The 22,078-nt window shown below is 71.8% G+C and carries 24 protein-coding genes; 12 read left to right on the top strand and 12 right to left on the bottom strand.

Annotated features, from left to right (window positions below; genetic code table 11):
• Positions 1–5: 5 nt before the first annotated feature.
• The gene (locus WH85_RS08630; RefSeq protein ID WP_045741221.1) at positions 6–1,085 is read right to left on the bottom strand and encodes a hypothetical protein; all 1,080 of its coding nucleotides are present in this window, start codon (positions 1,083–1,085) and stop codon (positions 6–8) included.
• Between the two features lie 30 nt (positions 1,086–1,115).
• Between WH85_RS08630 and WH85_RS46830 the strand changes: the two genes are divergently transcribed.
• Together WH85_RS46830 and WH85_RS08620 are read left to right on the top strand one after the other, a co-directional pair.
• Complete coding sequence (locus WH85_RS46830; RefSeq protein ID WP_052720263.1) at positions 1,116–2,246, top strand: DUF6891 domain-containing protein; 1,131 nt, start codon at positions 1,116–1,118, stop codon at positions 2,244–2,246.
• A 76-nt stretch (positions 2,247–2,322) separates the two neighbouring features.
• Entirely contained in the window at positions 2,323–2,817 is a 495-nt protein-coding gene (locus WH85_RS08620; protein ID WP_045741220.1) for a hypothetical protein, read from the top strand.
• 211 nt (positions 2,818–3,028) lie between these two features.
• Here the strand turns inward: WH85_RS08620 and WH85_RS08615 are convergent, their stop codons facing one another.
• Positions 3,029–4,501 (bottom strand): aminopeptidase P family protein, encoded by a 1,473-nt coding sequence (locus tag WH85_RS08615; protein WP_045741219.1) that lies wholly within the window; start codon positions 4,499–4,501, stop codon positions 3,029–3,031.
• A gap of 88 nt (positions 4,502–4,589) precedes the next feature.
• Positions 4,590–5,222, bottom strand: coding sequence for a hypothetical protein (locus tag WH85_RS08610; RefSeq protein ID WP_063775476.1), 633 nt, complete (start codon positions 5,220–5,222; stop codon positions 4,590–4,592).
• Positions 5,223–5,313: 91 nt separating this feature from the next.
• Between WH85_RS08610 and WH85_RS08605 the strand changes: the two genes are divergently transcribed.
• The gene (locus tag WH85_RS08605; protein ID WP_045741217.1) at positions 5,314–6,225 is read left to right on the top strand and encodes a carbohydrate kinase family protein; all 912 of its coding nucleotides are present in this window, start codon (positions 5,314–5,316) and stop codon (positions 6,223–6,225) included.
• A 4-nt stretch (positions 6,226–6,229) separates the two neighbouring features.
• Here the strand turns inward: WH85_RS08605 and WH85_RS08600 are convergent, their stop codons facing one another.
• Genes WH85_RS08600 through WH85_RS08585 form a run of 4 tightly spaced genes read right to left on the bottom strand, consistent with a single transcriptional unit; the run spans position 6,230 to position 8,935 of the window.
• Positions 6,230–6,619, bottom strand: coding sequence for a thioesterase family protein (locus WH85_RS08600; RefSeq protein ID WP_045741216.1), 390 nt, complete (start codon positions 6,617–6,619; stop codon positions 6,230–6,232).
• A 9-nt stretch (positions 6,620–6,628) separates the two neighbouring features.
• Positions 6,629–8,155: a PH domain-containing protein gene (locus tag WH85_RS08595; RefSeq protein ID WP_045741215.1), complete on the bottom strand. Its 1,527-nt coding sequence runs from the start codon at positions 8,153–8,155 to the stop codon at positions 6,629–6,631.
• The gene (locus tag WH85_RS08590; protein ID WP_045741214.1) at positions 8,152–8,667 is read right to left on the bottom strand and encodes a PH domain-containing protein; all 516 of its coding nucleotides are present in this window, start codon (positions 8,665–8,667) and stop codon (positions 8,152–8,154) included. Before WH85_RS08590 ends, WH85_RS08595 begins: the two co-directional genes overlap by 4 nt.
• A 10-nt stretch (positions 8,668–8,677) precedes the next feature.
• Entirely contained in the window at positions 8,678–8,935 is a 258-nt protein-coding gene (locus WH85_RS08585) for a hypothetical protein (protein WP_157410900.1), read from the bottom strand.
• A gap of 279 nt (positions 8,936–9,214) precedes the next feature.
• Here WH85_RS08585 and WH85_RS08580 point away from each other — a divergent pair, with 279 nt between their 5' ends.
• Genes WH85_RS08580 through WH85_RS08570 form a run of 3 tightly spaced genes read left to right on the top strand, consistent with a single transcriptional unit; the run spans position 9,215 to position 12,439 of the window.
• Positions 9,215–10,459 carry an AAA family ATPase gene (locus WH85_RS08580; RefSeq protein ID WP_045741213.1) on the top strand — a complete coding sequence of 415 codons (1,245 nt, stop codon included), beginning with the start codon at positions 9,215–9,217 and terminating at the stop codon, positions 10,457–10,459.
• 19 nt (positions 10,460–10,478) lie between these two features.
• Positions 10,479–11,492 carry a DUF58 domain-containing protein gene (locus WH85_RS08575; RefSeq protein ID WP_045741212.1) on the top strand — a complete coding sequence of 338 codons (1,014 nt, stop codon included), beginning with the start codon at positions 10,479–10,481 and terminating at the stop codon, positions 11,490–11,492.
• Positions 11,489–12,439: a VWA domain-containing protein gene (locus WH85_RS08570; RefSeq protein ID WP_045741211.1), complete on the top strand. Its 951-nt coding sequence runs from the start codon at positions 11,489–11,491 to the stop codon at positions 12,437–12,439. Before WH85_RS08575 ends, WH85_RS08570 begins: the two co-directional genes overlap by 4 nt.
• 395 nt (positions 12,440–12,834) lie before the next feature.
• Here WH85_RS08570 and WH85_RS08565 read toward each other — a convergent pair whose 3' ends face one another.
• Positions 12,835–13,506 (bottom strand): response regulator, encoded by a 672-nt coding sequence (locus WH85_RS08565; RefSeq protein ID WP_045741210.1) that lies wholly within the window; start codon positions 13,504–13,506, stop codon positions 12,835–12,837.
• Positions 13,503–14,582 carry a sensor histidine kinase gene (locus tag WH85_RS08560; RefSeq protein ID WP_245673863.1) on the bottom strand — a complete coding sequence of 360 codons (1,080 nt, stop codon included), beginning with the start codon at positions 14,580–14,582 and terminating at the stop codon, positions 13,503–13,505. The genes WH85_RS08565 and WH85_RS08560 overlap by 4 nt, the downstream gene beginning before the upstream one ends.
• 178 nt (positions 14,583–14,760) lie before the next feature.
• Here WH85_RS08560 and WH85_RS08555 point away from each other — a divergent pair, with 178 nt between their 5' ends.
• The 4 genes from WH85_RS08555 to WH85_RS08540 are packed head-to-tail and all read left to right on the top strand — an operon-like array spanning position 14,761 to position 18,113.
• Entirely contained in the window at positions 14,761–15,465 is a 705-nt protein-coding gene (locus WH85_RS08555; protein WP_045741208.1) for a beta-ketoacyl-ACP reductase, read from the top strand.
• A gap of 31 nt (positions 15,466–15,496) precedes the next feature.
• The gene (gene fabI / locus WH85_RS08550; RefSeq protein WP_045741207.1) at positions 15,497–16,264 is read left to right on the top strand and encodes an enoyl-ACP reductase FabI; all 768 of its coding nucleotides are present in this window, start codon (positions 15,497–15,499) and stop codon (positions 16,262–16,264) included.
• A gap of 41 nt (positions 16,265–16,305) precedes the next feature.
• Positions 16,306–17,337 carry a ferrochelatase gene (locus tag WH85_RS08545; RefSeq protein ID WP_045741206.1) on the top strand — a complete coding sequence of 344 codons (1,032 nt, stop codon included), beginning with the start codon at positions 16,306–16,308 and terminating at the stop codon, positions 17,335–17,337.
• The gene (locus tag WH85_RS08540; protein ID WP_425394624.1) at positions 17,277–18,113 is read left to right on the top strand and encodes an HAD-IIA family hydrolase; all 837 of its coding nucleotides are present in this window, start codon (positions 17,277–17,279) and stop codon (positions 18,111–18,113) included. Before WH85_RS08545 ends, WH85_RS08540 begins: the two co-directional genes overlap by 61 nt.
• A 766-nt stretch (positions 18,114–18,879) precedes the next feature.
• Here WH85_RS08540 and WH85_RS51540 read toward each other — a convergent pair.
• Positions 18,880–19,374: a signal peptidase I gene (locus WH85_RS51540; protein WP_045741204.1), complete on the bottom strand. Its 495-nt coding sequence runs from the start codon at positions 19,372–19,374 to the stop codon at positions 18,880–18,882.
• Between the two features lie 288 nt (positions 19,375–19,662).
• Here WH85_RS51540 and WH85_RS08530 point away from each other — a divergent pair, with 288 nt between their 5' ends.
• On the top strand, positions 19,663–20,067 hold the full coding sequence (locus tag WH85_RS08530; protein ID WP_045741203.1) for an NUDIX hydrolase: 405 nt from the start codon (positions 19,663–19,665) through the stop codon (positions 20,065–20,067).
• Positions 20,068–20,136: 69 nt separating this feature from the next.
• Here WH85_RS08530 and WH85_RS08525 read toward each other — a convergent pair whose 3' ends face one another.
• Positions 20,137–20,808, bottom strand: coding sequence for a hypothetical protein (locus WH85_RS08525; RefSeq protein WP_045741202.1), 672 nt, complete (start codon positions 20,806–20,808; stop codon positions 20,137–20,139).
• A 181-nt stretch (positions 20,809–20,989) separates the two neighbouring features.
• Here WH85_RS08525 and WH85_RS08520 point away from each other — a divergent pair, with 181 nt between their 5' ends.
• A complete protein-coding gene (locus tag WH85_RS08520; RefSeq protein WP_045741201.1) occupies positions 20,990–21,739 on the top strand; it encodes a hypothetical protein in 750 nt (249 codons plus the stop codon).
• Between the two features lie 4 nt (positions 21,740–21,743).
• Here the strand turns inward: WH85_RS08520 and WH85_RS50225 are convergent, their stop codons facing one another.
• Positions 21,744–21,887 carry a hypothetical protein gene (locus tag WH85_RS50225; RefSeq protein ID WP_157410899.1) on the bottom strand — a complete coding sequence of 48 codons (144 nt, stop codon included), beginning with the start codon at positions 21,885–21,887 and terminating at the stop codon, positions 21,744–21,746.
• Between the last annotated feature and the right edge of the window lie 191 nt (positions 21,888–22,078).

Genomic DNA, 22,078 nt, shown 5'->3' with positions numbered 1-22,078 from the left:
GGGATTCACCCGTCGAAACGGCTCCAGCGGAAGCCCGGATCGCGCAGATCGCGCAACGCCCAGCGGCGGGACGCGCCCACGTGGATCCGGCGGCGATCCCCCTCGCCGCCGGTCGCCACGATCAGACCCGGCGCCGCGTGGTGCACGGTGTCGTCGGCCGGGATCCGGGCCGGTTCCAGCGGCACCGGCTGCAGCGTGGCGTGGAAGCGTTCGGCCTGCTCGACGTCGACGTCGGCCCACGCCCCGAACGGGCTCTCCAGGGCCGCGGTGCTGAGCACGAACTGCAGCAGGAACCCGCTCAGCGGCTCCCGCTCGCGCAGCGGGTCCTCCTCCCGCGGTTCCGGCTCGGGACGGCCGGCCGCCTGGGCGCGGGCCCGCCGCAGCGAGGCCAGGCCGTCGTACCAGACCGGTGGGTCGGGCTGCGCCAGGTCGGTGAGGATCGTCCAGGCGCCCTGGTTCTCCCGGCCGATCACGGTCAGGCCGCCGATCCAGGTCCGGTACCGGTGCGCCTCGATCAGGGTCTGCAGACGGCCCAGCATCTCCGGGCGGTCCGCGGCGATCTCGTGGAACGCGGCCAGGGCCGGCGGCAGACCCTCGGTGGCGGCCCCGGCCAGGCGGGGCGTGCCGTACCAGCCGGTGACGAAGGCGCGCAGGGCGGCGACCGGGTCGGCGGGCAGCCGGTCCAGCCAGGCGACACCCGGCAGGTCCACCTCGGCGAGCGGACGGGCCCGGTCGAGCACCTCGTACGACAGGCGCTCCTCCACCCGCAGCCCGGCCGTGGCCAGCTGCCCGGACTTGTCGAACGTCCCGTCCGCCAGATGCAGCCGGCCCAGCGACAGGTAGCCGTCGAACACCCGGACGAAACCGAGCAGCGGCCCGCGGTCCAGCAGGGTCGCCACCGGCGCGGGCAGATCGCGCAACACGATCCGGTCCGCGGTGCGCACCCCGCTGCCCTGCGGACGGTCGCCCGGCGCGATCACCACGACGCCGGCATCCGGTCCCACGAGATACTGGGCGTTCTCCGCGGAGAACCGTTCGGGGTCCGGGCCGGTGGCGGCGAGGATGTCTGCCCAGGTGCTGATCACTTCGCGAGACTAGTTGCTACGGTGCGGTCCATGGTGCTGGAAGAGATGGAGCACACCGCCCGGGAGTACGTATCCACCCAGGTCGCGCGGGGTGGACACGACTGGTTCGGTGTTGTCGAGGGTGTCGTCGAGCACCTGCACGGCTCCGCGGAGCCCGCGGAGATCCGGCGGATCGCGGTGCCACTGGCGGCCGAGGCGTTCGCCGCGCACCGGGCCGCCCAGGACGGCTGGCCGGTCTGGACCGACAACGACCGGCTCACCGACGCGTTCCGGGAGCTCGACGCGGCCGGGGTGACCGCCCGGGAGGACTTCGCCTGCTGCCGGAACTGCGGAGAGACGGACCTGGGCGGGAACGCGGCATACGCGTTCTACCACGAGCAGGACGCCGAACGGGCGGTGCGCGGCGACGGGGTGTGGATCGCCTTCGGGCCGGGCGTGGCGGCCGGCGAGCAGGTGGCGGCGGCGCTGCGGGCCGAAGGGCTGTACGTGGACTGGGACGCCGTCGCCGGGCAGCGGATCCACACCCGGGTGCGGTGGGCGCGGCGGCGGCACGGGCGGATGGCGGCGTACCCGGACCGCCCGGCGACCCGCACGATCCCGGTGGAGGTGGTACAGGGGAGGCTGCCCGGCGCCGGTGGGGAGTACGCCGACAACGAGCTGGAGCAGGTGCTGCTGCCCTGGCTGCCGTCCGGTGTCGCGGTCCGGCTCGCGGACGGCGTGGTGGTGCACCGGGAGTTCGACCGTCTCGTCGACGATCAGGGCCGCTCCGCGGGCCGGTTCCACGGCCTCCGGCTGCTGGACGGACAGCCGGCCGCCGCCGAACCCGAGGCGGGACTGCTGGAGGTCACCTACGAGGCGCTGCCGGACGGGACCCGGCAGGGCGACGGCCGCCCGATGACCGCTCCGGAGGCCCGGGACGTGCTACGCGGCATGCCCCCGCGGTCCCGGTCGTGGTTGTGCGCGGTGAGCCGTTCGGAGCGGGTGGTGCAGATGGCGTACGAGGACGGCGGCCTCTGGCTGGAGACCCCGGACGTCGCCCGATCCGCCTCGGTCGGTAAGTACGCGACCCTCGACGAGGCGGAACGCATGCTTGCCGTGCTGGCCGCCGAGGACCGGGTGGCCATCGACGAGCTTCCCGGTGTGACGGTCAAACCCTGGTGATGATCGGGGGCGTGCGCGGCTGCGCTAGATTGCGCCGCGTGGCCGCCGGAGGGGTGGCCGCGGAGCGGAGGTCCCGGTGCGGTTCGCCCTGTCCCTGAGCGCGGTGGTCCTGGTCGGGCTGGCCGGCGGTTGCACCTCGTCCGACGAGTCTCCGGAGACGCCCGCGCCGTCGACCGCAGCGTCCCCGCCGGCGTGGAGCGAGCCGGCGGCGTACTCGTTCGTGCTGAGCCGCGGCTGCGACGAGAAGGCCCCGATCGGCCGCTATCAGGCCACCGTCGCGGACGGCGTGATCACCGCGGCCACACCGGTTGGCGGGGCGGCGCCCGTTCCGTCGGCGTCCGCTTCCTCGTCCGAGGAGGATCTCGGCCCGGCCAACGGCCAGGAGGGCGAGGAGATCGAGGTGCCGACCCTCGCCGAGCTCGTCGTGATGGCCGAGACGGCGAAGGAGGACGGCGCCGAGGTGACCACGGTCCAGGACGGCACCGACGGCCACCCGGTGTCGGTCAGCATCAACGTGACCGACACCGTCGACGGCGCCGAGTGCTGGTTCGTCTCCGACTACAAACCCTGACCAACCCGGTGTGTGGATTTCGGGCGCCCTCGGCGCCCGAACTCACCACGCCTCCTGGGGTGTGTGGATTTCGGGCGCTCTCCGCGCCCGAACTCACCACGCCTCCTGGGGTGTGTGGATTTCGGGCGCTCTCCGCGCCCGAACTCACCACGCTCCTGGGGTGTGTGGATTTCGGGCGTCCTGGACGCCCGAAATCAACACACGGGGTGGGTCAGCCGGGGAGGCGGGGACCGGCCTCACGCTGGGCGGCCAGCCACTGCTCGACCTCGCCGGAGGACCGGGGCAGGCCGTCCGACAGGTTCTTGCAGCCGTCCGCGGTGACCAGCACGTCGTCCTCGATCCGGACGCCGACGCCGCGCAGTTCCTCGGGCACCAGGTCGTCCTCGGCCTGGAAGTACAGGCCCGGCTCGACGGTGAGGACGTAACCCTCCTCGAGGGTGCCGTCCCGGTACGCCTCCTTGCTCGCGTTCGAGCAGTCGTGCACGTCGATGCCGAGCATGTGGCCGAAGCCGTGCAGCGTCCACCGGCGGTAGACGGTGCTGCGCTCGCTCATCGCCTCGTCCACGCTGACCGGCAGCAGGCCCAGGTCGTGCAGCCCTTCGGCGAGGACCTGCATGCACGTCCGGTGGATCTCCTTGAACGCCACCCCGGGACGGACCGCGTCCATGCCGGCCTGCTGGGAGGCGTGCACGATGTCGTACACCTGGCGCTGCAGGGGGGTGAACGTGCCGTTGACCGGGACCGTGCGGGTCACGTCGGCGGTGTAGAGGTTGTCGCCCTCGACACCCATGTCCATCAGCAGCAGCTGACCGGGAGCGGTCATGCCGGTGTTGCGGATCCAGTGCAGGATCGTCGCGTGCGGCCCGGAGCCGACGATCGAGGAGTAACCCACGTCGTTGCCGTCGTGCCGGGCACGCAGGCCGAAGACGCCCTCGAGCAGGCGCTCCTTGACCGGGCGGTCGGCGGGCAGGACCCGGGCGACGTCCTCGAAACCGGCGACGGTGGCGTCGATCGCGGCCTGCAACTGCGCGATCTCCCACTCGTCCTTGACCAGCTTGAGCTCGGAGATCACCTTGGCCAGCTCGCGGTCGCGGGGCTTGGCGCGGTCCGGCTCGTACGCCAGGATGGCGCGGTCCACGTTCGCGTCGAAGCCGCGCAGCACCCGGGTGCGGCCCGGGGCGGAGTGCGCCAGGACCGGGCCGAGACCGCCCAGCGACGCGGTCTGCAGGCCCAGCTCGGTGGACTTCTCGGCCAGGGTGTGGGTGCGCCCGACCCAGAGCTCGCCGTTGCGGTCCCGGAAGAAGCGGTCGGTCTCCTTGGAGTTGCGCTCCCGGGTGTGCAGCACCGCCTCGTGGCCGGAGGCCGTCGGGTGCAGCACCAGCACACTGTCCGGGTCGTGGTCACCGGTCAGGTAGAAGAAGTCGCTGCCGGGCCGGAACGCGTGGTCGGTGTCGTTGGCCCGGACCTTCTCGTTGCCGCTCGGGATGATCAGCGTCTCACCGGGGAAGGCCTCGGAGAGAGCCGCCCGGCGTTTGGCGTAGTTGGGGACCTCGGGCAGCGGCGAGACGGACAGGTGGTCCTCCCGCCAGCCGCTGCGCATGAACTGCAGGAACGCCTCCGGGAAGTCGGGGTCGTGCGACTCCGTCTTGGGCGTTGGCTGCGTGCCGCCGCTCTGCTCGGCCATGGTGGGGTGCCTCCGTTCCTCTCCTCGCCCCGACGGTACAGCCTGAGCGTCCGGTGGAGAGGCCCGGGACGGGCCCGGGCCCCGCGGGTCAGCGAGCCGGCTTCGAGTACTGGCTGTGCCGGGTCAGGCAGGCGACCCGGGCACCGGCCTGACCGGCCTCACCGGGGTCGGTGTGGGTGTGCTCGGTGTGCAGGACCACCGACCAGGCCGGGCGGCCTGCGTCGAAATGCCAGTTCTGCTCGGCGGTGGCGGCACCGGTGCCGTGCGCGTCGGTGGTGAAGTCCAGCCAGACCTCGTTCTCCGGGTTGGCGTACTCCGGGTCGACGGACGGCTTGCCGGGGCCGGCCGCCGGGTCGACCTCCTGCTGGTAGTGCGGTCCGGCGTCGTCCGGCAGCTTGCCGCACGGGTTGAGGTGCAGGTGGGCGCCGTACCCCCGGCTCGGTGCGAGGCCGAGCGCGGTGAGCCGGACGACGGTGGTGTCGTCGGTCTCCTCGGTGCTGAACAGGATCTTCGCGCCCTCGGGGACGGCCGCGGTGTCGTAGGTGACGGCGTCCGCGCCCGCGGCCCAGGACCGGAAGGTGCCGCCACTGACCTCGCCGGGGAGTAACGCCGCGGGCGCCGAGGCGCTGGGCGAGGGCGAGGGGGCGGCCGGGGCGGCGACGGCGGCCGAGCAGGCGGCGAGGGCCAGCGGGGCGGCGAGGATCATCAGTCGACTCATCATGGGGTGAATTGTCGCAAATTGTGCATTATCGAGATGTCGAGCACCGCCATGGTGGCCTCGTGGTGTCAGCGGCGGGGTGAGAGGCTGAGGCATGGGTTACGCGATGGTGATGGGCGAGGCGCTGATCGACCTGCTCGAGGCGGACCTCGACGGGGAACGGATCTACCGTCAGGCGATCGGCGGCGCACCCCTCAACGTCGCCGTCGGCGTTGCCCGGCTGGGCGGCCGGGTCACCTACGCGGGCACCCTGAGCGGCGACATCCTCGGCGACCGGCTGGCGGACTTCCTGCACGAGGCGGGCGTCGGCGGCGACGGGATCCGCCGGGTGCCGGTCCCCACCACCCTCGCCGTCACCACGTTCGAGGGCGCTGAGCCGAGTTTCACCTTCTACGGCGAGCCCCCGTCGTACGCGCAGCTCACCCCGGCCGACCTGGACCCGTCGACGATCGCCGGAGCGGCGGTGCTCTACACCGGCTCGATCTGCCTGCTGCGCGAGCCGTTCCGGTCCGCGGCCCGGCAGGCGTGGGCGGTGCCCGGCCCGATCCGCGTCTTCGACCCGAACGTCCGCCCCACACTGCTGCCCGGCGCGGCCGCAGTGGCCGAACTGCGCGACCTGGTCGAGGAGTTCGCCGCCACCGCCGACCTGGTCAAGCTCAGCGCCGCCGACGCGGCCGTCCTCTACGGCGACACCGATCCGGTCGAGCGGCTCGGCGCCCGGGCCGTGGTGGTGACCCGCGGCGCGGACGGCGCCCGGGTGACCGCCTTCGGTGAGAGCATCGACCTGCCCGCACCCGCGGTCGCCGCGATCGACGCCACCGGCGCCGGTGACTCGGTGATGGCCGCGCTGATCAGCCGCCTGCTCGAGCACGGACGGCCCGCCGGCGCGGACGACTGGCGCGAGCACGTCGCGTTCGCCCTGTCGGTGGCCGGCCTGGTCTGCGAACGGCCGGGCGGCGCCACCGCCATGCCCACCGCGGCGGAACTGGCCGCGCGCTGGGGCTGAGCCGCTAACCCAGCGCCCGGCCGATGAACTTCTGCCGGTCCAGCAGCACCCGCTCGATGCGGACCTCGGCGACCAGCGTCTCACCGTCGTGGACGGTCACCTCGAAGAGCAGCTTGCGCCCGTCCACCTTGGTCAGCGTGGCGGTCGCGGTCACCCGGCGGCCGACCGGCGTCGGCGCCCGGTGCTCCACCTCGGCGCGGGTGCCGACGGTGGTGACCCCGCCGGGGATCTGCCGGGCGGTCGCGGCGACCGTGGCCGCCTCGGCGAGGGCGAGAACCCGCGGTGTGCCGAGCACCGGGACGTCACCGGACCCGACCGCCTGCGCGGTGTCGGCGTCGGTGACCAGCAGCTCGACCCGCGCGCCGAGACCGGGCGAGAACTCCGGGAACTCCATCAATCGAGTTTAGTGCGGTGTGGCCTGGACGGCGCGAGCCCGACGGGAGCGGGAGGCGAGTTCGTCGGCGATCGCCCACGCCTCGGCGAGGTCCCGGTCCCGGGCGATCCCGGCCCGCCCGCCGGCCGTGTCGGCGTAGACCGTGGCCAGGCCGAGCATCCGCTGCACCGGACCCTGGACGACCCGGACGCTCTGCAGCCGGGCGTAGGGGACCAGGCTCATCTCCCGGGTCACCCGCCCCCAGCGGGTCACGAACACGTCCGGCGTGAATCCCGCACCGTGGAACCGCAGGCTGATCGGATGCAGCCAGCGGGCCCGCGACGGCGGCGGCGAGGTGGCCATCGCGGTCAGCTCCACGCCGGGCATCACGGTGGCGATCAGGGCACGCGCGGTGTCCAGGTCGCCGACCGGGAGCAGCCGGTCGGAGCTGTTGTCGTTCCCGGACTCCGGCACGGACACCCCGGCGATCTCCAGGCGCAGCATCAGCCAGCGTTTCGGGCGCCAGAGCAGCGGCCAGGTGATCCGCAGCGTCTGCACCCGCCGGGTGGGCACCACCTGGCTGCGGGTCTCGGTCAGGCCGTAGTGCAGCACCAGCCGGCCGTCCCGGTCCTGGGAGACGCGGAAACCCCAGTCGGCGAGCACCCGGCGGATCGGCTGCAGCAGCACACCTGCCATCGCGGTGACCGTGCTGGCGATGCCGACGAAGGTCCATGACCCCTCCAGCACGAACTGCATGATCACCCAGGCGAGACCGATCGGCAGGAAGAACGCCTGCGGGGTGAGCAGCTGGCTGGTCAGCAGGTTCTCGTTGCGGACCTGGTGCAGCGCGATCTCGGCGGGCGGTGCGGCGACGGGCGGCGCCGCCGGGTCCGCCGGGCTCGGGCTCTCTTCAGGAGCCACCACGGGGGTACGCCCGGAGAGCGCGAGCAGTCGCTCCCGAAGGGCACTCGCCTCCCGGACCGTCAGGTAGGCCAGTGGTGCCTCGGTCTTGCCGCCGCCGACCACCTCGAGCCGTAGCTCCGCGAGGCCGGTGATCTGGGCCAGCAGGGTCCGGCGCAGTTCCACCGACTGCAGCCGGTCGAGGGGGATCGCCCGGGTACGCCGCCAGATCAGGCCCTCGGTGACCCGCAGTTCCCGGCCGACCACCTGGTATCCGGTGGTGAACCAGCCGATCACCGAGAAGATCACGACGGCGACCGCGAGGGCGGCCACCACCATGGCGAAGTGCAGCGGGCCGAGCTGGGACAGCGTCTGCCAGGAGAGCGCGGCGACGATGACCACCAGGCTCTTGGCGCCCTTGAGGAGCGGGCTCAGCGGGTGCAGCCGCTGCCGGGGTTCCGCCTCCGCGGGTGGCCGGGCGGGCGGCAGGGCCTCGTTCTCGGTGGGCAGGCCGGGGTACGGCGGCGGGGTGACGGTCTTTTCCGGGCCGGTGGGGGCGTTCTCCTCCGGGCCGGTGGGGGCGTTCTCTTCCGGGCCGGTGGGCGCGGGCTCTTCCGGGCCGGTGGGCGCGGGGTGGAGAGGTCCGGTGCTGGTCACAGGCCCTCGGCCCGGTCCTCGCCGAGGGCGGTCAGCCGGTCGCGCAAGCGGGCCGCCTCCTCGGGTGGCAGCCCGGGGACCCGGGCGTCGCTGGCCGCCGCGGCGGTGTGCAACTGGACGGTGGCCAGCCCGAACGCCCGCTCCAACGGTCCGGCGGTGACGTCCACGTACTGCATCCGCGCGTACGGGACGATGGACAGGTGCCGGACCAGCAGGCCGTGCCGGACCAGCAGGTCGTTGTCGCGTTCGGCGTATCCCCAGGCCTGGACCGCGCGGGCGGCCACCACCACCCGCCAGATGCCGGTCAGCACCTCGACGCCGAGCGCGACCAGCCAGGCCGGATGTTCGGCGAAGAACCAGCCGGTGATCAGGCCGGCGGCGAACACCACGGTCCAGGTGACGATGCCGATCAGCTGCACCCAGAACAACTTGCCGGAGACCGGGCGCCACTCGACGGTGTCCGGCCATGGTTCGAGAGCATCGACAACGGTACGTACCGACGGGTCACTCACAACGTGAAGCCTAGGAGATGTCCGCCTGCTCCGCCGCGCCGAAGGGGGTGACCTCGCGCAGGAATCCGCGCCGGGACAGGAACTCGGACAGGCTGTCCTTGTGGTCGATGCAGGCCAGCCAGGTCTTGCGGTAGTCCGGCGTGTGCAGTTTCGGGTTGTTCCACCGCAGCTGCCACGTGGCTGCCGCCCGGCATCCCTTGGCGGAACACTGGGGGTCCAACTGTCGACGCGGGGAAAAGAGATCCTCAACCATGCTGTCCTCAACCATGCCGTCACACCGTAGTTCGCAGGACGGATGGGAGTTTTAGCGCCGGGCGGCCACGGGGGAAGCCGCCCGGCGACGAGCCAAATGCTACACGCTTCAGATCCGCGCGTATCCACCCGGTTACCGTGCCCGAACCGGCGGATCGCGCAGAAAGATCAACACGACCGGCCTATGGTGCTCGTCGCGGCACATAGCCGCCTCTGCTAGGAAGCTTTCAGTCGGATCGTGTAAGTCTTGGACGTCGGCACCCGCGCCGGCGCCTCATACCGTTGTGGAGGACCGGTGTCGCAGCCGAGCACGCCCGAGACCGAGACCAGTCCGGACGCCGCAGCGCCGGTGCCGCCCGCGCAGGACGCGTCATTGCTCGAGCGGGCGATGTTCGAGGTCAAGAGGGTCATCGTCGGCCAGGACCGGATGGTCGAGCGGATGTTCGTGGCGCTGCTGGCGCGCGGGCACTGTCTGCTCGAGGGGGTTCCCGGCGTGGCCAAGACCCTCGCCGTGGAGACCCTGGCCAAGGTGGTCGGCGGATCGTTCTCCCGGGTGCAGTTCACCCCCGACCTGGTGCCCTCCGACATCATCGGCACCCGGATCTACCGGCAGACCAGTGAGAAGTTCGACGTCGAGCTGGGCCCGGTGTTCGTCAACTTCCTGCTCGCCGACGAGATCAACCGCGCGCCGGCCAAGGTGCAGTCGGCGCTGCTCGAGGTGATGGCCGAGCACCAGGTGTCGATCGGCGGCAAGAGCTACGACGTGCCCGACCCGTTCCTGGTGATGGCCACCCAGAACCCGATCGAGCAGGAGGGCGTCTACCCGCTGCCCGAGGCGCAGCGCGACCGCTTCCTGATGAAGATCGTCGTGGGCTACCCGACGGACAGCGAGGAGCGTGAGATCGTCTACCGGATGGGGGTCAGCGCGCCCGAGCCGCAGCAGATCTTCACGCCGGACGACCTGCTCGCCCTGCAGCGCCGGGCCGACCAGGTCTTCGTGCACAACGCGCTGGTCGACTACACGGTCCGGCTGGTGCTGGCCACCCGCGCCCCGGCCCAGCACGGCATGCCCGACGTCGCCCAGCTGATTCAGTACGGCGCCAGCCCGCGCGCCTCGCTCGGCATCGTCCGGGCCACCCGGGCGCTGGCCCTGCTCCGCGGCCGCGACTACGCGCTCCCGCAGGACCTGCTCGACGTCGCCCCGGACATCCTGCGGCACCGACTGGTGCTCAGCTACGACGCGCTCGCCGACGACATCCCGGCCGACCAGATCGTGGCCCGGATCATGCAGGCCGTCCCGATGCCGTCGGTCGCCTCCCGCCAGGGCGTCTCGCCGAACGGCCAGGGCATGCCGAACGGCCAGGGCATCCCGGGCGGTCCCGGCATGCCGAACGGGCAGGGCATCCCGAACGGCCTGGCCGGACCCGGCGTTCCCGGTGGTCCGAACGGGGTGCAGCCGACCAGCGGGGTCCCGGCGGCACCGTTCGACGGACGCCAGCCCTACCCGCAGGGCGGCGGAGCATGGCACGGTCAGTCGTGACCGGACGGGAGGAGGCGGCGTGAGCACACCGGGCGCGGAGACACCCCTCGCCCCGGACGAGGCGGCCCGCGGCGAAGCCGTGCTGAGCCGCCTCCAACTGCTGGTCACCCGCAAACTGGACGGTCTGCTCCAGGGCGACTACGCGGGCCTGCTGCCCGGCCCGGGCTCCGAGGCCGGCGAGTCCCGGGAGTACCGCCCCGGCGACGACGTGCGCCGGATGGACTGGCCGGTCACCGCCCGGACCACGATGCCGCACGTGCGGCGGACGGTCGCCGACCGCGAACTGGAGACGTGGCTGGCGGTCGACCTCTCCGCCAGTCTCGACTTCGGCACGGCCCGGTGGCTCAAACGCGACCTGGTGATCGCCGCGGCCACCGCGGTCACACACCTGACCGCACGCGGCGGCAACCGGATCGGCGCGGTCGTGGGCACCGGCTCCGGCGTACCCGACAAGGGTCCCGGCACGAGTTGGTGGCGCCGCAGGACGGCGACGGCGCCCGCGCCGCCCCCGCAGGCCCCGGTGGTCCGGATGCCGGCCCGGCCCGGCCGCAAGGAGGCGCAGGGCCTGCTCCGCGCGATCGCCCGCACCGAGATCCGGCCCGGGCGCACCGACCTGGGCGCCCTGATCGACATGCTCAACCGGCCACCCCGCCGGCGCGGCGTGGCCGTGGTGATCTCCGACTTCCTGTCACCGGTGGACGGCTGGGCACGCCCGGTCCGCAAGCTCGGTGTCCGGCACGACGTGCTGGCCATCGAGGTCGTCGACCCCCGCGAACTGGAGCTCCCCGACGTCGGCGTGCTGACCCTGGCCGACCCGGAGTCCGGTGTGCTGCACGAGGTGCAGACCTCCGATGCCGGGCTGCGCCGGCGGTACGCCGCCGCGGCGGCCGAGCAGCGCGCCGAGATCGCCCGGGCACTGCGGGCCGCCGGAGCGGCCCACCTGCGGCTGCGTACCGACACCGACTGGCTGCTCGACATGGTCCGCTTCGTGGCCGCTCAGCGCCACGCCCGTACCCGAGGGACCACACGATGATCCGTTTCCTGGAGCCCTGGTGGCTGCTGACGCTGCTGCCGGTCGTCGCGATGGCCGGCCTGTACGTCTGGCGCCAGTTCCGCAAACGCCAGTTCGCGATGCGCTTCACCAACGTCGACCTGCTGCGCACCCTCGCGCCGAAGGGCCTCGGCTGGCGGCGGCACGTCTCGGCCGGTGCGTTCCTGCTGATGCTGGGCGCCCTCGCGGCGGCGACCGCCCGGCCCTCGGTCGACACCGAGCAGCCGCTCGAACGGGCGACCGTGATGCTCGCCATCGACGTGTCGCTGTCGATGCAGGCCGACGACGTGGCGCCGAGCCGCATCGAGGCCGCGCAGGAGGCGGCCAAGGCGTTCGTCAGCGAGCTGCCGGAGGGCTACAACCTGGGCCTGGTGTCGTTCGCGAAGGCGGCGAACGTGCTGGTCTCGCCGACCAAGGACCGGTCCGCGGTGATCAGCGCGATCGACGGCCTGACCCTGGCCGAGGCGACCGCGACCGGTGAGGCGGTGTTCACCTCGCTGGACGCCATCCGGACGGTGCCCTCGGACGGCGCCGACGGTGCCCCGCCCGCGCGGATCGTGCTGCTCTCCGACGGTTACCGCACGTCCGGCCGGTCGATCGAGGACGCGGCGACCGCGGCGGCGCAGGCCAACGTGCCGGTGTCGACGATCGCGTTCGGCACCGACAGCGGGGTGGTGGACATCCGCGGGTCGGTGCAGCGGGTGCCGGTGGACCGGGTCTCGCTGCAGGATCTGGCCGACTCGACCAAGGGTTACTTCTACGAGGCCGCGTCGGTGACCGAGCTGAAGCAGGTCTACGAGGACATGGGCAGTTCGATCGGGCACCGGACCGAGCCGCGCGAGGTGACCCAGTGGTACGCGGCCGCAGGCCTGTTCCTGGGTCTGGTCGGCGCGGCGATGAGCCTGCTCTGGACGTCCCGCCTGCCGTGAGGTGAGCGCGCGCGCCGCCCGGTCAGGGGGCGGCGTGCGCGAGCACGAACAGTACGACCACCCAGGCCGAGAGCAGGGTGAATCCGAGTGGCGCGACGAAGTTCTTCATGATGAACCAACTTCCGCTGGTGACTTTGCGGGGGAGAGCGCGCAAATCACGTGCGGCCGTATCCCGGCACCCGGCGTCGTGGCGCACACGACCGGTCCGGCCCGAGCGCGAGGCGGCGGGCCGTGGGTGCGGGACAGGGAGGTCTGGTCAGCGGTCAGAAACGCTGACGAGCGTCCCGGCCGCGACTAGGAGGATCGCTATCTCGCACAGCGATCACCTCCGTCAAGTCGTCGGGCCAGGAACCGTGTGGGAGCGTACTCCTTAAGTACCACTTAAGAAAATCGGGTCACTCTCCCGCGGCGACGAGCCCCGACTCGTAGGCGAAGACCACCGCCTGGGCGCGGTCGCGCAGGGAGAGTTTGCCCAGCACACGGCCCACATGGGTCTTCACGGTCTGTTCCGCCACCACCAGTTCGGCGGCGATCTCCTGATTGGAGCGGCCGCGGGCGATCAGGCGCAGCACGTCGGTCTCCCGCGGGGTGAGCCCGTTGAGCTGGACCGGACGGATCCGGTCACGGTGCGGGCGGGCGGCGAACTCGGCGATCAGCCGCCGGGTCACCGAGGGGGCGAGCAGTGCCTCGCCGGACGCGACCACCCGGACCGCGTTGATCAGGTCGGCGGCCGGGGCGTCCTTGAGCAGGAACCCGCTGGCTCCGGCGCGCAACGCCTCGTAGACGTAGTCGTCCAGGTCGAACGTGGTGAGGATGAGCACCTTCGGGCAGCCGGTGCCGGTGGCCGCGCCCGGGGCGAGCAGCCGGCGGGTGGCCTCCAGACCGTCCATCACCGGCATCCGGACGTCCATCAGCACGACGTCCGGGTTCAGGGCCCGGGTGGCGGTGATCGCGGCCGCCCCGTCCGCGGCGTCGCCGACCACCAGCAGGTCGGGCTGGGCGGCGAGCAGTGCCCCGAAGCCCTGCCGGACCATCGCCTGGTCGTCCACGATCAATACCGTGATCATCGAGTCTCCGGTCGCCGGGGGATGCGGGCCGCCACCCGGTACCCGCCGTCGCCGTCGGGTCCGGCCGTCAGGTCGCCGCCGAGAAGGGTGACACGCTCGCGCATGCCGATCAGGCCGTGGCCCGTCCGGTTGCGGCCGGGTTCGCTGGTGAGCTCGTTGACGACGTCCACCAGCAGGGCGTCGTCGCCGAGGCGGATGCCGAGCCGGACCGTGCCGCCGGGGGCGTGCCGGGCCGCGTTGGCGAGCGCCTCCTGCACGATCCGGTACGTCGCCAGTCCGCTCGCGTCCGAGACACCGTCGACCTCCGCCACGGAAGCCTCCAACGGCAGTCCGGCCTTCCGCGCGGTCGCCACGAGATCGGTGATCTGCGCGTACCCCGGCTGGGGTTGCTTCTCGGCCTCCGCGTCCTCGGCGCGCAGCGCACCGAGCAGGCGGCGCATGTCGGTGAGGGCGGACCGGGCGGTCGTCGCGATCCCGGCCATCTCCTGACGGGTCTCGTCGTTCATCCCGTCCACCCGGTACGGCGCGGTCTCCGCCTGCACCGCGATCATCGACATGTGGTGCGCCACCACGTCGTGCATCTCCCGGGCGATCCGGGCGCGCTCCTCCAGCACCGCCCGCCGGGCCCGCTCCAGCTCGGTGATCTCGGACATCTCCCGGGCGCTACGGCGCCGCGAGACGATGTCGCCGAGCGCGGCGATCGCCACCAGCAGCACCGCCACACCCCACGCGTTGGACGGCGGGGTGAACAGGAAGACCGGGCACAGGCTGAGGCCGGTCGCCCAGAGCGTGACCGCCGACTCGCTGGTCGCGGCGAGACGGAGCAGGACGAACAGGAAACCGAGGATCTGCACGGTGGCCCACGGCCAGCTCTCCTGCGCCGTCGTGCCGAGCACGCCGAGGAACAGCATCACGAAACCGAGCCGCCACGCCCACACCGGTAACCGCAGCGCGAGCGGCACCGGGACCACCGCACCGGCCGCCAGCAGGGTCGTCAGCCAGGACGGAAGATCGCGGTTGGCGGCCAGGTATTCGGCGTCCGCGAATCCGAGCCCGACCATCGAGAACAGCAGCACGGGCACCACGTACGTCGATCGGCGACCCGCTGGCCTGGGAGTTTCCTGCTTGAACGTTAGGTAAGTCAGCGGCCCCGTCACTCCGCCTCCGGACCGCGGGCCGTTAGTCTCCATTCCCAGCAGGGTAGGGCGGTCACGAAAGGCTGTCGTGCCCCCGACCCCGTCGAAGGGATGCGTTGTGGCTCGCACCGTTCTGGTGACCGGAGGAAACCGCGGCATCGGCCTGGCCATCGCCCAGGCGTTCGCTGCGCAGGGTGACCGGGTGGCGGTGACCCACCGTGGTTCCGGCGCACCCGAAGGCCTGTTCGGGGTGCAGTGCGACATCACCGACTCGGCGGCCGTCGACGCCGCCTTCACCTTCGTCGAGAACGAGCTCGGCCCGATCGAGGTCCTCGTCGCGAACGCCGGCATCACCGACGACACGCTGCTGCTGCGGATGTCCGAGGAGCAGTTCGAGCGGGTCATCGACACCAACCTGACCGGCGCCTACCGGTGCGCGAAGCGGGCCAGCGGCAAGATGCTGCGCGCCAAGTGGGGCCGCATGATCTTCATTTCCTCGGTCGTCGGCCTGTACGGCGGACCCGGCCAGGTGAACTACGCGGCGAGCAAGGCCGGCCTCGTCGGCATGGCCCGCAGCATCACCCGTGAACTGGGCACCCGCAACATCACCGCGAACGTGGTGGCGCCCGGCTTCATCGAGACGGAGATGACCGCCGTCTTGCCGGAGTCGCGCAAGGCCGAGATCATCAAGTCCGTCCCGGCCGGTCGCCTGGCCAGCACGGACGAGGTCGCCGCGGCGGTGACCTTCCTGGCGAGCGACAGTGCGGCGTACATCTCGGGCGCCGTGATCCCCGTTGACGGGGGCCTCGGCATGGGGCACTGATTTTTCCGAGAGACTTTTCAGGAGAGAAAACTTGTCTGGACTGCTGGCCGGAAAACGGCTGCTCGTCACCGGCGTGATCACCGACGCCTCGATCGCCTTCTCGGTGGCGAAACTCGCGCAGGAGGCCGGGGCCACCGTCGTGCTCACCGGCTTCGGCCGGCTCTCGCTGGTGGAGCGGATCGCCAAGCGCCTGCCCGAGCCGGCGCCCGTCATCGAACTGGACGTGACCAACCCCGAGCACCTGGAGAGCCTGCCCTCCCGGGTTCGTGAGCACGTCGACGGACTGGACGGCGTTGTCCACTCCATCGGCTTCGCTCCGCAGAGCGCGCTCGGCGGCACCTTCCTCGAGACGCCGTGGGAGGACGTGGCGCAGGCACTGCACGTGTCGACGTTCTCGTACAAGTCCCTGGCCATCGCCTGCCTGCCGATGATGGACGCCGGTGGCTCGATCGTCGGCATGACCTTCGACGCGACCAAGGCCTACCCGCTGTACGACTGGATGGGCGTCGCCAAAGCCGGCCTCGAGTCGGCGTCCCGGTACCTCGCGATGTACCTGGGCAAGCACGGCATCCGCAGCAACCTGGTCGCGGCCGGGCCGCTGCGGACGATGGCCGCCAAGTCGATCCCCGGCTTCAGCGAGTTCGAGGACGCCTGGACCCAGAACGCGCCACTCGGCTGGGACCTCTCCAACCCGGAGGCGACCGCCAAGGCCGTGTGCGCCCTGCTGTCCGACTGGTTCCCGGCCACCACCGGTGAGATGGTTCACGTCGACGGCGGTTTCCACGCCCGATACGCCTGACCGCCGGGGCTGGGGCCGCCCGGTGGTGGCAGGATGGGCGGGTGGTTTACGACGCCTTCGTCCTGCTCTCCTTCGGCGGTCCCGAAAAGCCCGATGACGTGATGCCGTTCCTGCGCAACGTGGTGCGCGGGCGCGGAGTCCCGGATGAGCGCCTCGCCGAGGTGCGCGAGCACTACATGCACTTCGGCGGGGTGTCCCCGATCAACCAGCAGTGCCGTGACCTGCTGGCCGCGATCGAGACCGAATTCGCGGCCCACGACATCACGCTCCCCACCTACTGGGGCAACCGCAACTGGTACCCGATGCTCGCCGACACCGTCGCGCAGATGCGCGACGACGGCATCGAGCACGCGCTCGGATTCGCCACCAGCGCGTACGGCGGCTACTCCTCCTGCAAGCAGTACTGGGAGGACATCGCCCAGGCGCGGGCGCACGTCGGCCCGAAAGCCCCGAAGATCGCCAAGCTGCGGCAGTTCCACGACCATCCCGGTTTTGTCGAACCGCACGCGCAGGCCGTCACCGCGGCACTGGCCACCCTCGACCCGGCCCGCCGGGCGACCACGCGGATCGTCTTCACCGCGCACTCCATCCCGGTCAGCATGGCTTCGACGGCCGGTCCGGAAGGCGGCCGGTACACCGCCCAGCTGGAGGAGACCGCGCGGCTGGTGCGGGCCGCGGCCGCCCCCGACCTCGGCTACGACCTGGTCTGGCAGAGCCGCTCCGGCCCGCCGCACATCCCGTGGCTCGAACCGGACATCAACGACCACCTGCCGATGCTCGCCGACAAGGGCGTCACCGACGTGGTGGTCAGCCCGATCGGATTCGTCTCCGACCACCTCGAGGTCATCTGGGACCTGGACAACGAGGCCAAGGACACCGCCGCCGGCCTCGGCCTGGGATACGCCCGGGCCGCGACGCCGGGCGTGCACCCGCAGTTCGTGTCCATGGTGCGGGAACTCGTGCAGGAGCGTACCGATGATCGATCCCGGCCGGCACTGGGTACGCTGCCGACCTGGGACGTCTGCCCCGCGGACTGCTGCCCCCCACCCGCGCGACGAGGAGCACCCCAGTGAAGGAACGCAAGCCGATCGAGAGCTGGCTCACCGACATGGACGGCGTCCTCGTCCACGAGGGCGAACCGGTGCCGGGCGCCCCCGAATTCGTCAACCGGATGAAGGAATCCGGCAAGCCGTTCCTGATCCTGACGAACAACTCCATCTACACCCCGCGTGACCTGCAGGCCCGTCTGCTGCGCATGGGCTTCGAGGTGCCCGAACAGTCGATCTGGACGGCCGCCCTCGCCACCGCCCAGTTCCTCTCCGACCAGCGGCCGGGCGGGACGGCGTACGTGATCGGCGAAGCCGGCCTGACCACGGCGATGCACGCGGCCGGCTACATCCTCACCGAGTTCGACCCCGACTACGTGGTCCTCGGCGAGACCCGCACCTACAGCTTCGAGGCGATCACCAAGGCGATCCGCCTGATCAGCGGCGGCGCCCGGTTCATCTGCACCAACCCGGACGCCACCGGCCCCTCCAACGAGGGCCTGCTCCCGGCGGCCGGCTCGGTCGCCGCGATGATCTCCAAGGCGACGGGCGTCAAGCCGTACTTCGTCGGCAAACCGAACCCGATGATGATGCGCTCGGCGCTGAACGCGATCGGCGCGCACAGCGAGACCACCGCGATGATCGGCGACCGGATGGACACCGACGTGCTGTGCGGTCTGGAGGCGGGGCTGGAGACCATTCTGGTCCTCACCGGCATCAGCAGCCGCCTGGAGAGCGAGACCTACCCCTACCGGCCGTCCCGCATCATCAACAGTGTCGCCGACCTGATCGACGAGATCTGACAACCCTTCCCGGGGTACGCCTGCCGTCGCACCCGGTTTTTGCGTGCTGATCTGCTTCGCAGGTTGCTGATCCGCCTCGCAGCTTGCTGATCTGCTTCGCAGCTTGCTGATCCGCTTCGCAGCTTGCTGATCTGCTCCGCGGGTTGCTGATCCGCTCTGCAGCTTGCTGATCTGCTCCGCGGGTTGCTGATTCGCTCCGCGGGTTGCTGATCCGCCTCGCAGACCGTGGGTCCGTCAGCGGATCTTGGTGCGTTGCCCACCTGCATCGGTGGCCGACGCACCAAGGTCGGCCCGTGCTCGCTCCGTGCTCGCGCGGCGCCCGCACCGGTGTGTGCGGGTGACCCAGCCGTCGTCCATGGCTGCCGGCGGGCTTACGGGGCCGGGGCATGCGGCGTTGCCCCGGTCAGCCGTCGTCTATGGTCGGGCCGCCCCCTGAGAACCTGCCGTAATGTACGGCCCGGTCGGGTCGGCCGTCGGTGATGGCTGTCTCCTGGGCGAAAACGAGCCGTAGGCGACGGCTCGACCTTCCTCAGCCGTAGTACACGGCTCTGTCGAACTCAGAATTCAGCCCTGGGCCACGGCCCGCTCCGCTCGGCCGTCGTCTGCGGCTGCCTCCTCTCGGCCGTCGTCTGCTGCTGCTTCCTCTCGGCCGTCGTCCGTGGTCTGGTCGTCCATGGTCGTCTTGGGCTGGCGGCGGGACGCGGAACGGTTGGGGTGGGTGGCTACGGGGCGGGCGGCGAGCCGTGGACGACGGCTGGGTAGGTGGTCACGAAGCTGGAGGGCGCCTCCGGAGGGCCAGGAGGGACAGCAGCACCACCGTGGTCAGGGCCGCTGCCAGACGGGGGTAGTCGCGGTTCAGCCACCACACGACCGGCAGCCCGATCCAGGGCACACGCCACCGCCCGGTTCCGGTGACCGCACCGACTGGCACCGGGATCCCGTCCACCACAGCGTTCGCGTCACCCTTGGTGAGCAGGGCCCCATCCGGGGTGACCCCGACGATCCGGTGCAGCACCGGCCGCCCGATCCGCCCCGGCACGCGGAACCGGATGACGTCACCCGGCTGGAACCGTGTCGGCGACGACGAGATGATCACGTCGCCGGGCTGCACGGCCGGCCGCATCGATCCGCCGGTCACGATCGACGACGACCACCCGAACAGCAGCGGCACCAGCGTCCACACCACCAGCCCCGCCCCCGCGGTGAGCGCCGCTGTCGCCCCGCCGGCGGCCAGCCGTGACAGCCGATCAGAACCGGTCATGGCGCCCCTTCGTGTGCTGTACCTGCTGTCACCGCTGCCAGCCTTCGCCCCGCCGCCGGCCGTCGTCCCGTCCCGACGCCGCCCCGATACTGGCCGCGCTGTCACGCGGCTCGGCCTGTGGCGCGGCCCGGCCTGTGGCGCGGCCCGGCCTGTGGCGCGGCCCGGCCTGCGGTAGGTTCCACCCGTGCCAGCCTGGACCGCCACCCCTGTTCCCGCCGCGATTCCGTCGTCTGCGCCCCACGCGGGGGAGCCGCACGCGGGCGAGCCGCACGCGGGGGAGCCCCACGCATGACAGCCCCCGAGGTGGTCGCAGCAGCCTGGGTGCATGTCCGCGACCGCCGAGTGCTCGTGGTGCGGGCCTCCGGCTCGGACGCCTTCTACCTGCCGGGTGGGAAGCCGGAGCCGGGCGAGACCCACGCCGAGGCCGCGGCCCGTGAGGTGCGCGAGGAGGTCGGCATCCACGTCGACCCGGCGACGCTTCGCCTGTTCACCGCGATCGAGGCGCCCGCCCACAACCGGCCGCCCGGCACCCGGGTTCGCCTGATCTGCTTCATCGGCCCGGGTGCCGGTGAACCCGCCGTCGCCAACGAGATCGCCGAGCTGGCCTGGTTCTCCTCTGCCGAGCGCCCCCGCTGCGCCCCGGCCATCCAGCGACTCCTGGACGAACTCGTCGAGGCAGCCCTCATCGACTGACGGCTGCCCTGCCGCCCAGCGGTGTGAGGCGGTCGGGGTCACCGGCCAACGGCACGAAGCGGATGCCGGTCAGGCCGGGGTCAGACGGACCGCGGTGAGGACGACGATGCCGTTCGGATCGCCGCATTCGACTTTGAGAGCGAGTTTTTCCGCCCCCTCCACGCTTGCGGTCAGCGGCTGGGCGGCGGCGACCGTGGCGTTTTGCTGCCGTCCGCTCACCGAGGTGGTGATCGCCCCGTCCGGCTGCCGCTGGCCGGAGAGCGCCGTCACGTAGGTGGCCGATTCTTGATCGGTGCCGGCCGGGTACCACGGCCGGACGTCGGCCTGAAAGTCCAGGTAGCGGCCCTTCAGCGGCCAGGTGACGATGCGTTCCAGGTCGCCGGTCTGGTTGGTGGGGCAGGCGATCGCGATCGGATGATCGGCGAATCCGGCCTGGTCCCGCACGGCCCGGGGCACCGGCACGAGGTGTTCCCCACCGGTCTCGGCGGTGATCGTGTCGAGATGCGTCACCGTGGGGTCCCCGATCGTCGCCGTTCGGGGAGCGGGGGAGCCGGTGGCGGCGGGGGGAGCGGCTGTGCTGGGGGAGTTCGCCGGATCGGACCCGGGCCGCGGCCAGAACCAGGCGCCGACCGCGGCGAGTGCCCCGACCACCCCGGCGACCGCCCCCACGACGGCCCAGTGGTCACGTCGGGCCCGCCCGGCACGACCGGACGTCTGGGCGGTGGAATCGGTGGTGCTCACGGCCCCTCCCCGAGTGGATCGCTGAGCCGGCGAACCGGTGATCCGCGGGGAAACATTATCGATCGACGGCAGGCGATCCCGCTGGGATATTTCTGACGCATAGACGACAGTCACGCCGGGGGTCCGGTGCGACTAGGGTGCCGCATTACTCCTGGTCCGAGATCCCGAAGGACGTTCTCTCGTGAGCGACGAACAAGCGACTGATCCGATTCAGCCACCACCCGACGCCCCGAAGAAGTCGAAACCGAGGCGGCGGTTTCCGTTCGCCGCCGCGGTGGCTCTGCTCGCCCTTCTCCTCTCGGGTGCTGCCGTGGTCCTGTCCTGGCGTGCGCACAGCCTGGCGAGCAGCGCCGCCGACCGGATCGAGGCCCTCGAGACCGGCGTGGGGGCGCAGCCCGCCACCCCTACGCCGGACGTCCCGGCCCCGGAGGAGCCGCCGGTCAGCATTCCCGCGGAGCCCACCGCGACGGTCAGTGCGACCACGCCGGTGTTGAGGAGGGAGGCCCAGTACACCGGGCAGTACATCGAGAAGGCGTTGAAGATCCCGCCGGCCGCACGCTGCGGTGACGCGATCTTCGTCGACCTCGACGAGCCTCTGGTGCAGGTCGCGTCGGCCGTCGCCGAGGTGCGTTTCTCGGTGGACTGCGGCGGCACGGTGCCGTTGATGGGGTTGGAGGGCGGCGTGACGGGCAGTGTGGCCTCCTCCGAGGCGGTGGAACCAGGCGGCTGCGTCGACCTGATCAACTACAGTCCGCTGGCCGCTGGGGCGTCGCAGCCGATCCGCCAGGGGCAGGTCTACTGCGTCACCACGTCGCGGACGGCCGCCTATGCCGCCGGCATCACCTGGAAGATGCTGATCGTCGCGGTGACCGGCGTGGCCGAGGACGAGACGGTCGCCCTTCGCGTGTCGGCCTGGAACATCCCCGGCTGACGACTCAGCGCCCGTAGATCCGGTCGAGGCCGACCGGTTCGACGCGGGGATCGGTGGTGGCGTCGAGCCGGTAGTCCAGGGTGGGCACCGCCGGTTCCAGTCCGGCGCGGCCGCGTAGTGGCGCGGTGCCGGAGCGCAGGCCGCCCATGAGCGACAGCGCTGAGCCGCACAGCAGCAGCCGGACCGGTGAGTTGGTGCGCTGCGCCGCCGGGTCCCGTGCCTTCTACAGGATCGACGGTATTGACTTCTCCCCGCCCTAAAGGACGGGGATTCCGGCGGTCGCCCGCCGGGTTTCCTGCTTCACAGCCGACCGCCCCGAACGGAGATTCCCCCGTTGAG

Origin of the sequence: Actinoplanes rectilineatus (assembly GCF_000962825.1) — a bacterium.
Classification (GTDB): Bacteria; Actinomycetota; Actinomycetes; order Mycobacteriales; family Micromonosporaceae; genus Actinoplanes; species Actinoplanes rectilineatus.
This window is presented reverse-complemented; position numbering and strand designations above follow the sequence as displayed.

What these genes read in the sequence shown, in the direction of transcription:
- WH85_RS51540 (WP_045741204.1), bottom strand. Translation starts at nt 19,374, where the DNA reads ATGACCGGTTCTGATCGGCTGTCACGGCTGGCCGCCGGCGGGGCGACA.
- WH85_RS50225 (WP_157410899.1), bottom strand. Translation starts at nt 21,887, where the DNA reads ATGGGCGGCCTGCGCTCCGGCACCGCGCCACTACGCGGCCGCGCCGGA.
- WH85_RS46830 (WP_052720263.1), top strand. Translation starts at nt 1,116, where the DNA reads ATGGTGCTGGAAGAGATGGAGCACACCGCCCGGGAGTACGTATCCACC.
- WH85_RS08570 (WP_045741211.1), top strand. Translation starts at nt 11,489, where the DNA reads ATGATCCGTTTCCTGGAGCCCTGGTGGCTGCTGACGCTGCTGCCGGTC.
- WH85_RS08565 (WP_045741210.1), bottom strand. Translation starts at nt 13,506, where the DNA reads ATGATCACGGTATTGATCGTGGACGACCAGGCGATGGTCCGGCAGGGC.
- WH85_RS08605 (WP_045741217.1), top strand. Translation starts at nt 5,314, where the DNA reads ATGGGTTACGCGATGGTGATGGGCGAGGCGCTGATCGACCTGCTCGAG.
- WH85_RS08600 (WP_045741216.1), bottom strand. Translation starts at nt 6,619, where the DNA reads ATGGAGTTCCCGGAGTTCTCGCCCGGTCTCGGCGCGCGGGTCGAGCTG.
- WH85_RS08610 (WP_063775476.1), bottom strand. Translation starts at nt 5,222, where the DNA reads ATGATGAGTCGACTGATGATCCTCGCCGCCCCGCTGGCCCTCGCCGCC.
- WH85_RS08530 (WP_045741203.1), top strand. Translation starts at nt 19,663, where the DNA reads ATGACAGCCCCCGAGGTGGTCGCAGCAGCCTGGGTGCATGTCCGCGAC.
- WH85_RS08615 (WP_045741219.1), bottom strand. Translation starts at nt 4,501, where the DNA reads ATGGCCGAGCAGAGCGGCGGCACGCAGCCAACGCCCAAGACGGAGTCG.
- WH85_RS08585 (WP_157410900.1), bottom strand. Translation starts at nt 8,935, where the DNA reads ATGGTTGAGGACAGCATGGTTGAGGATCTCTTTTCCCCGCGTCGACAG.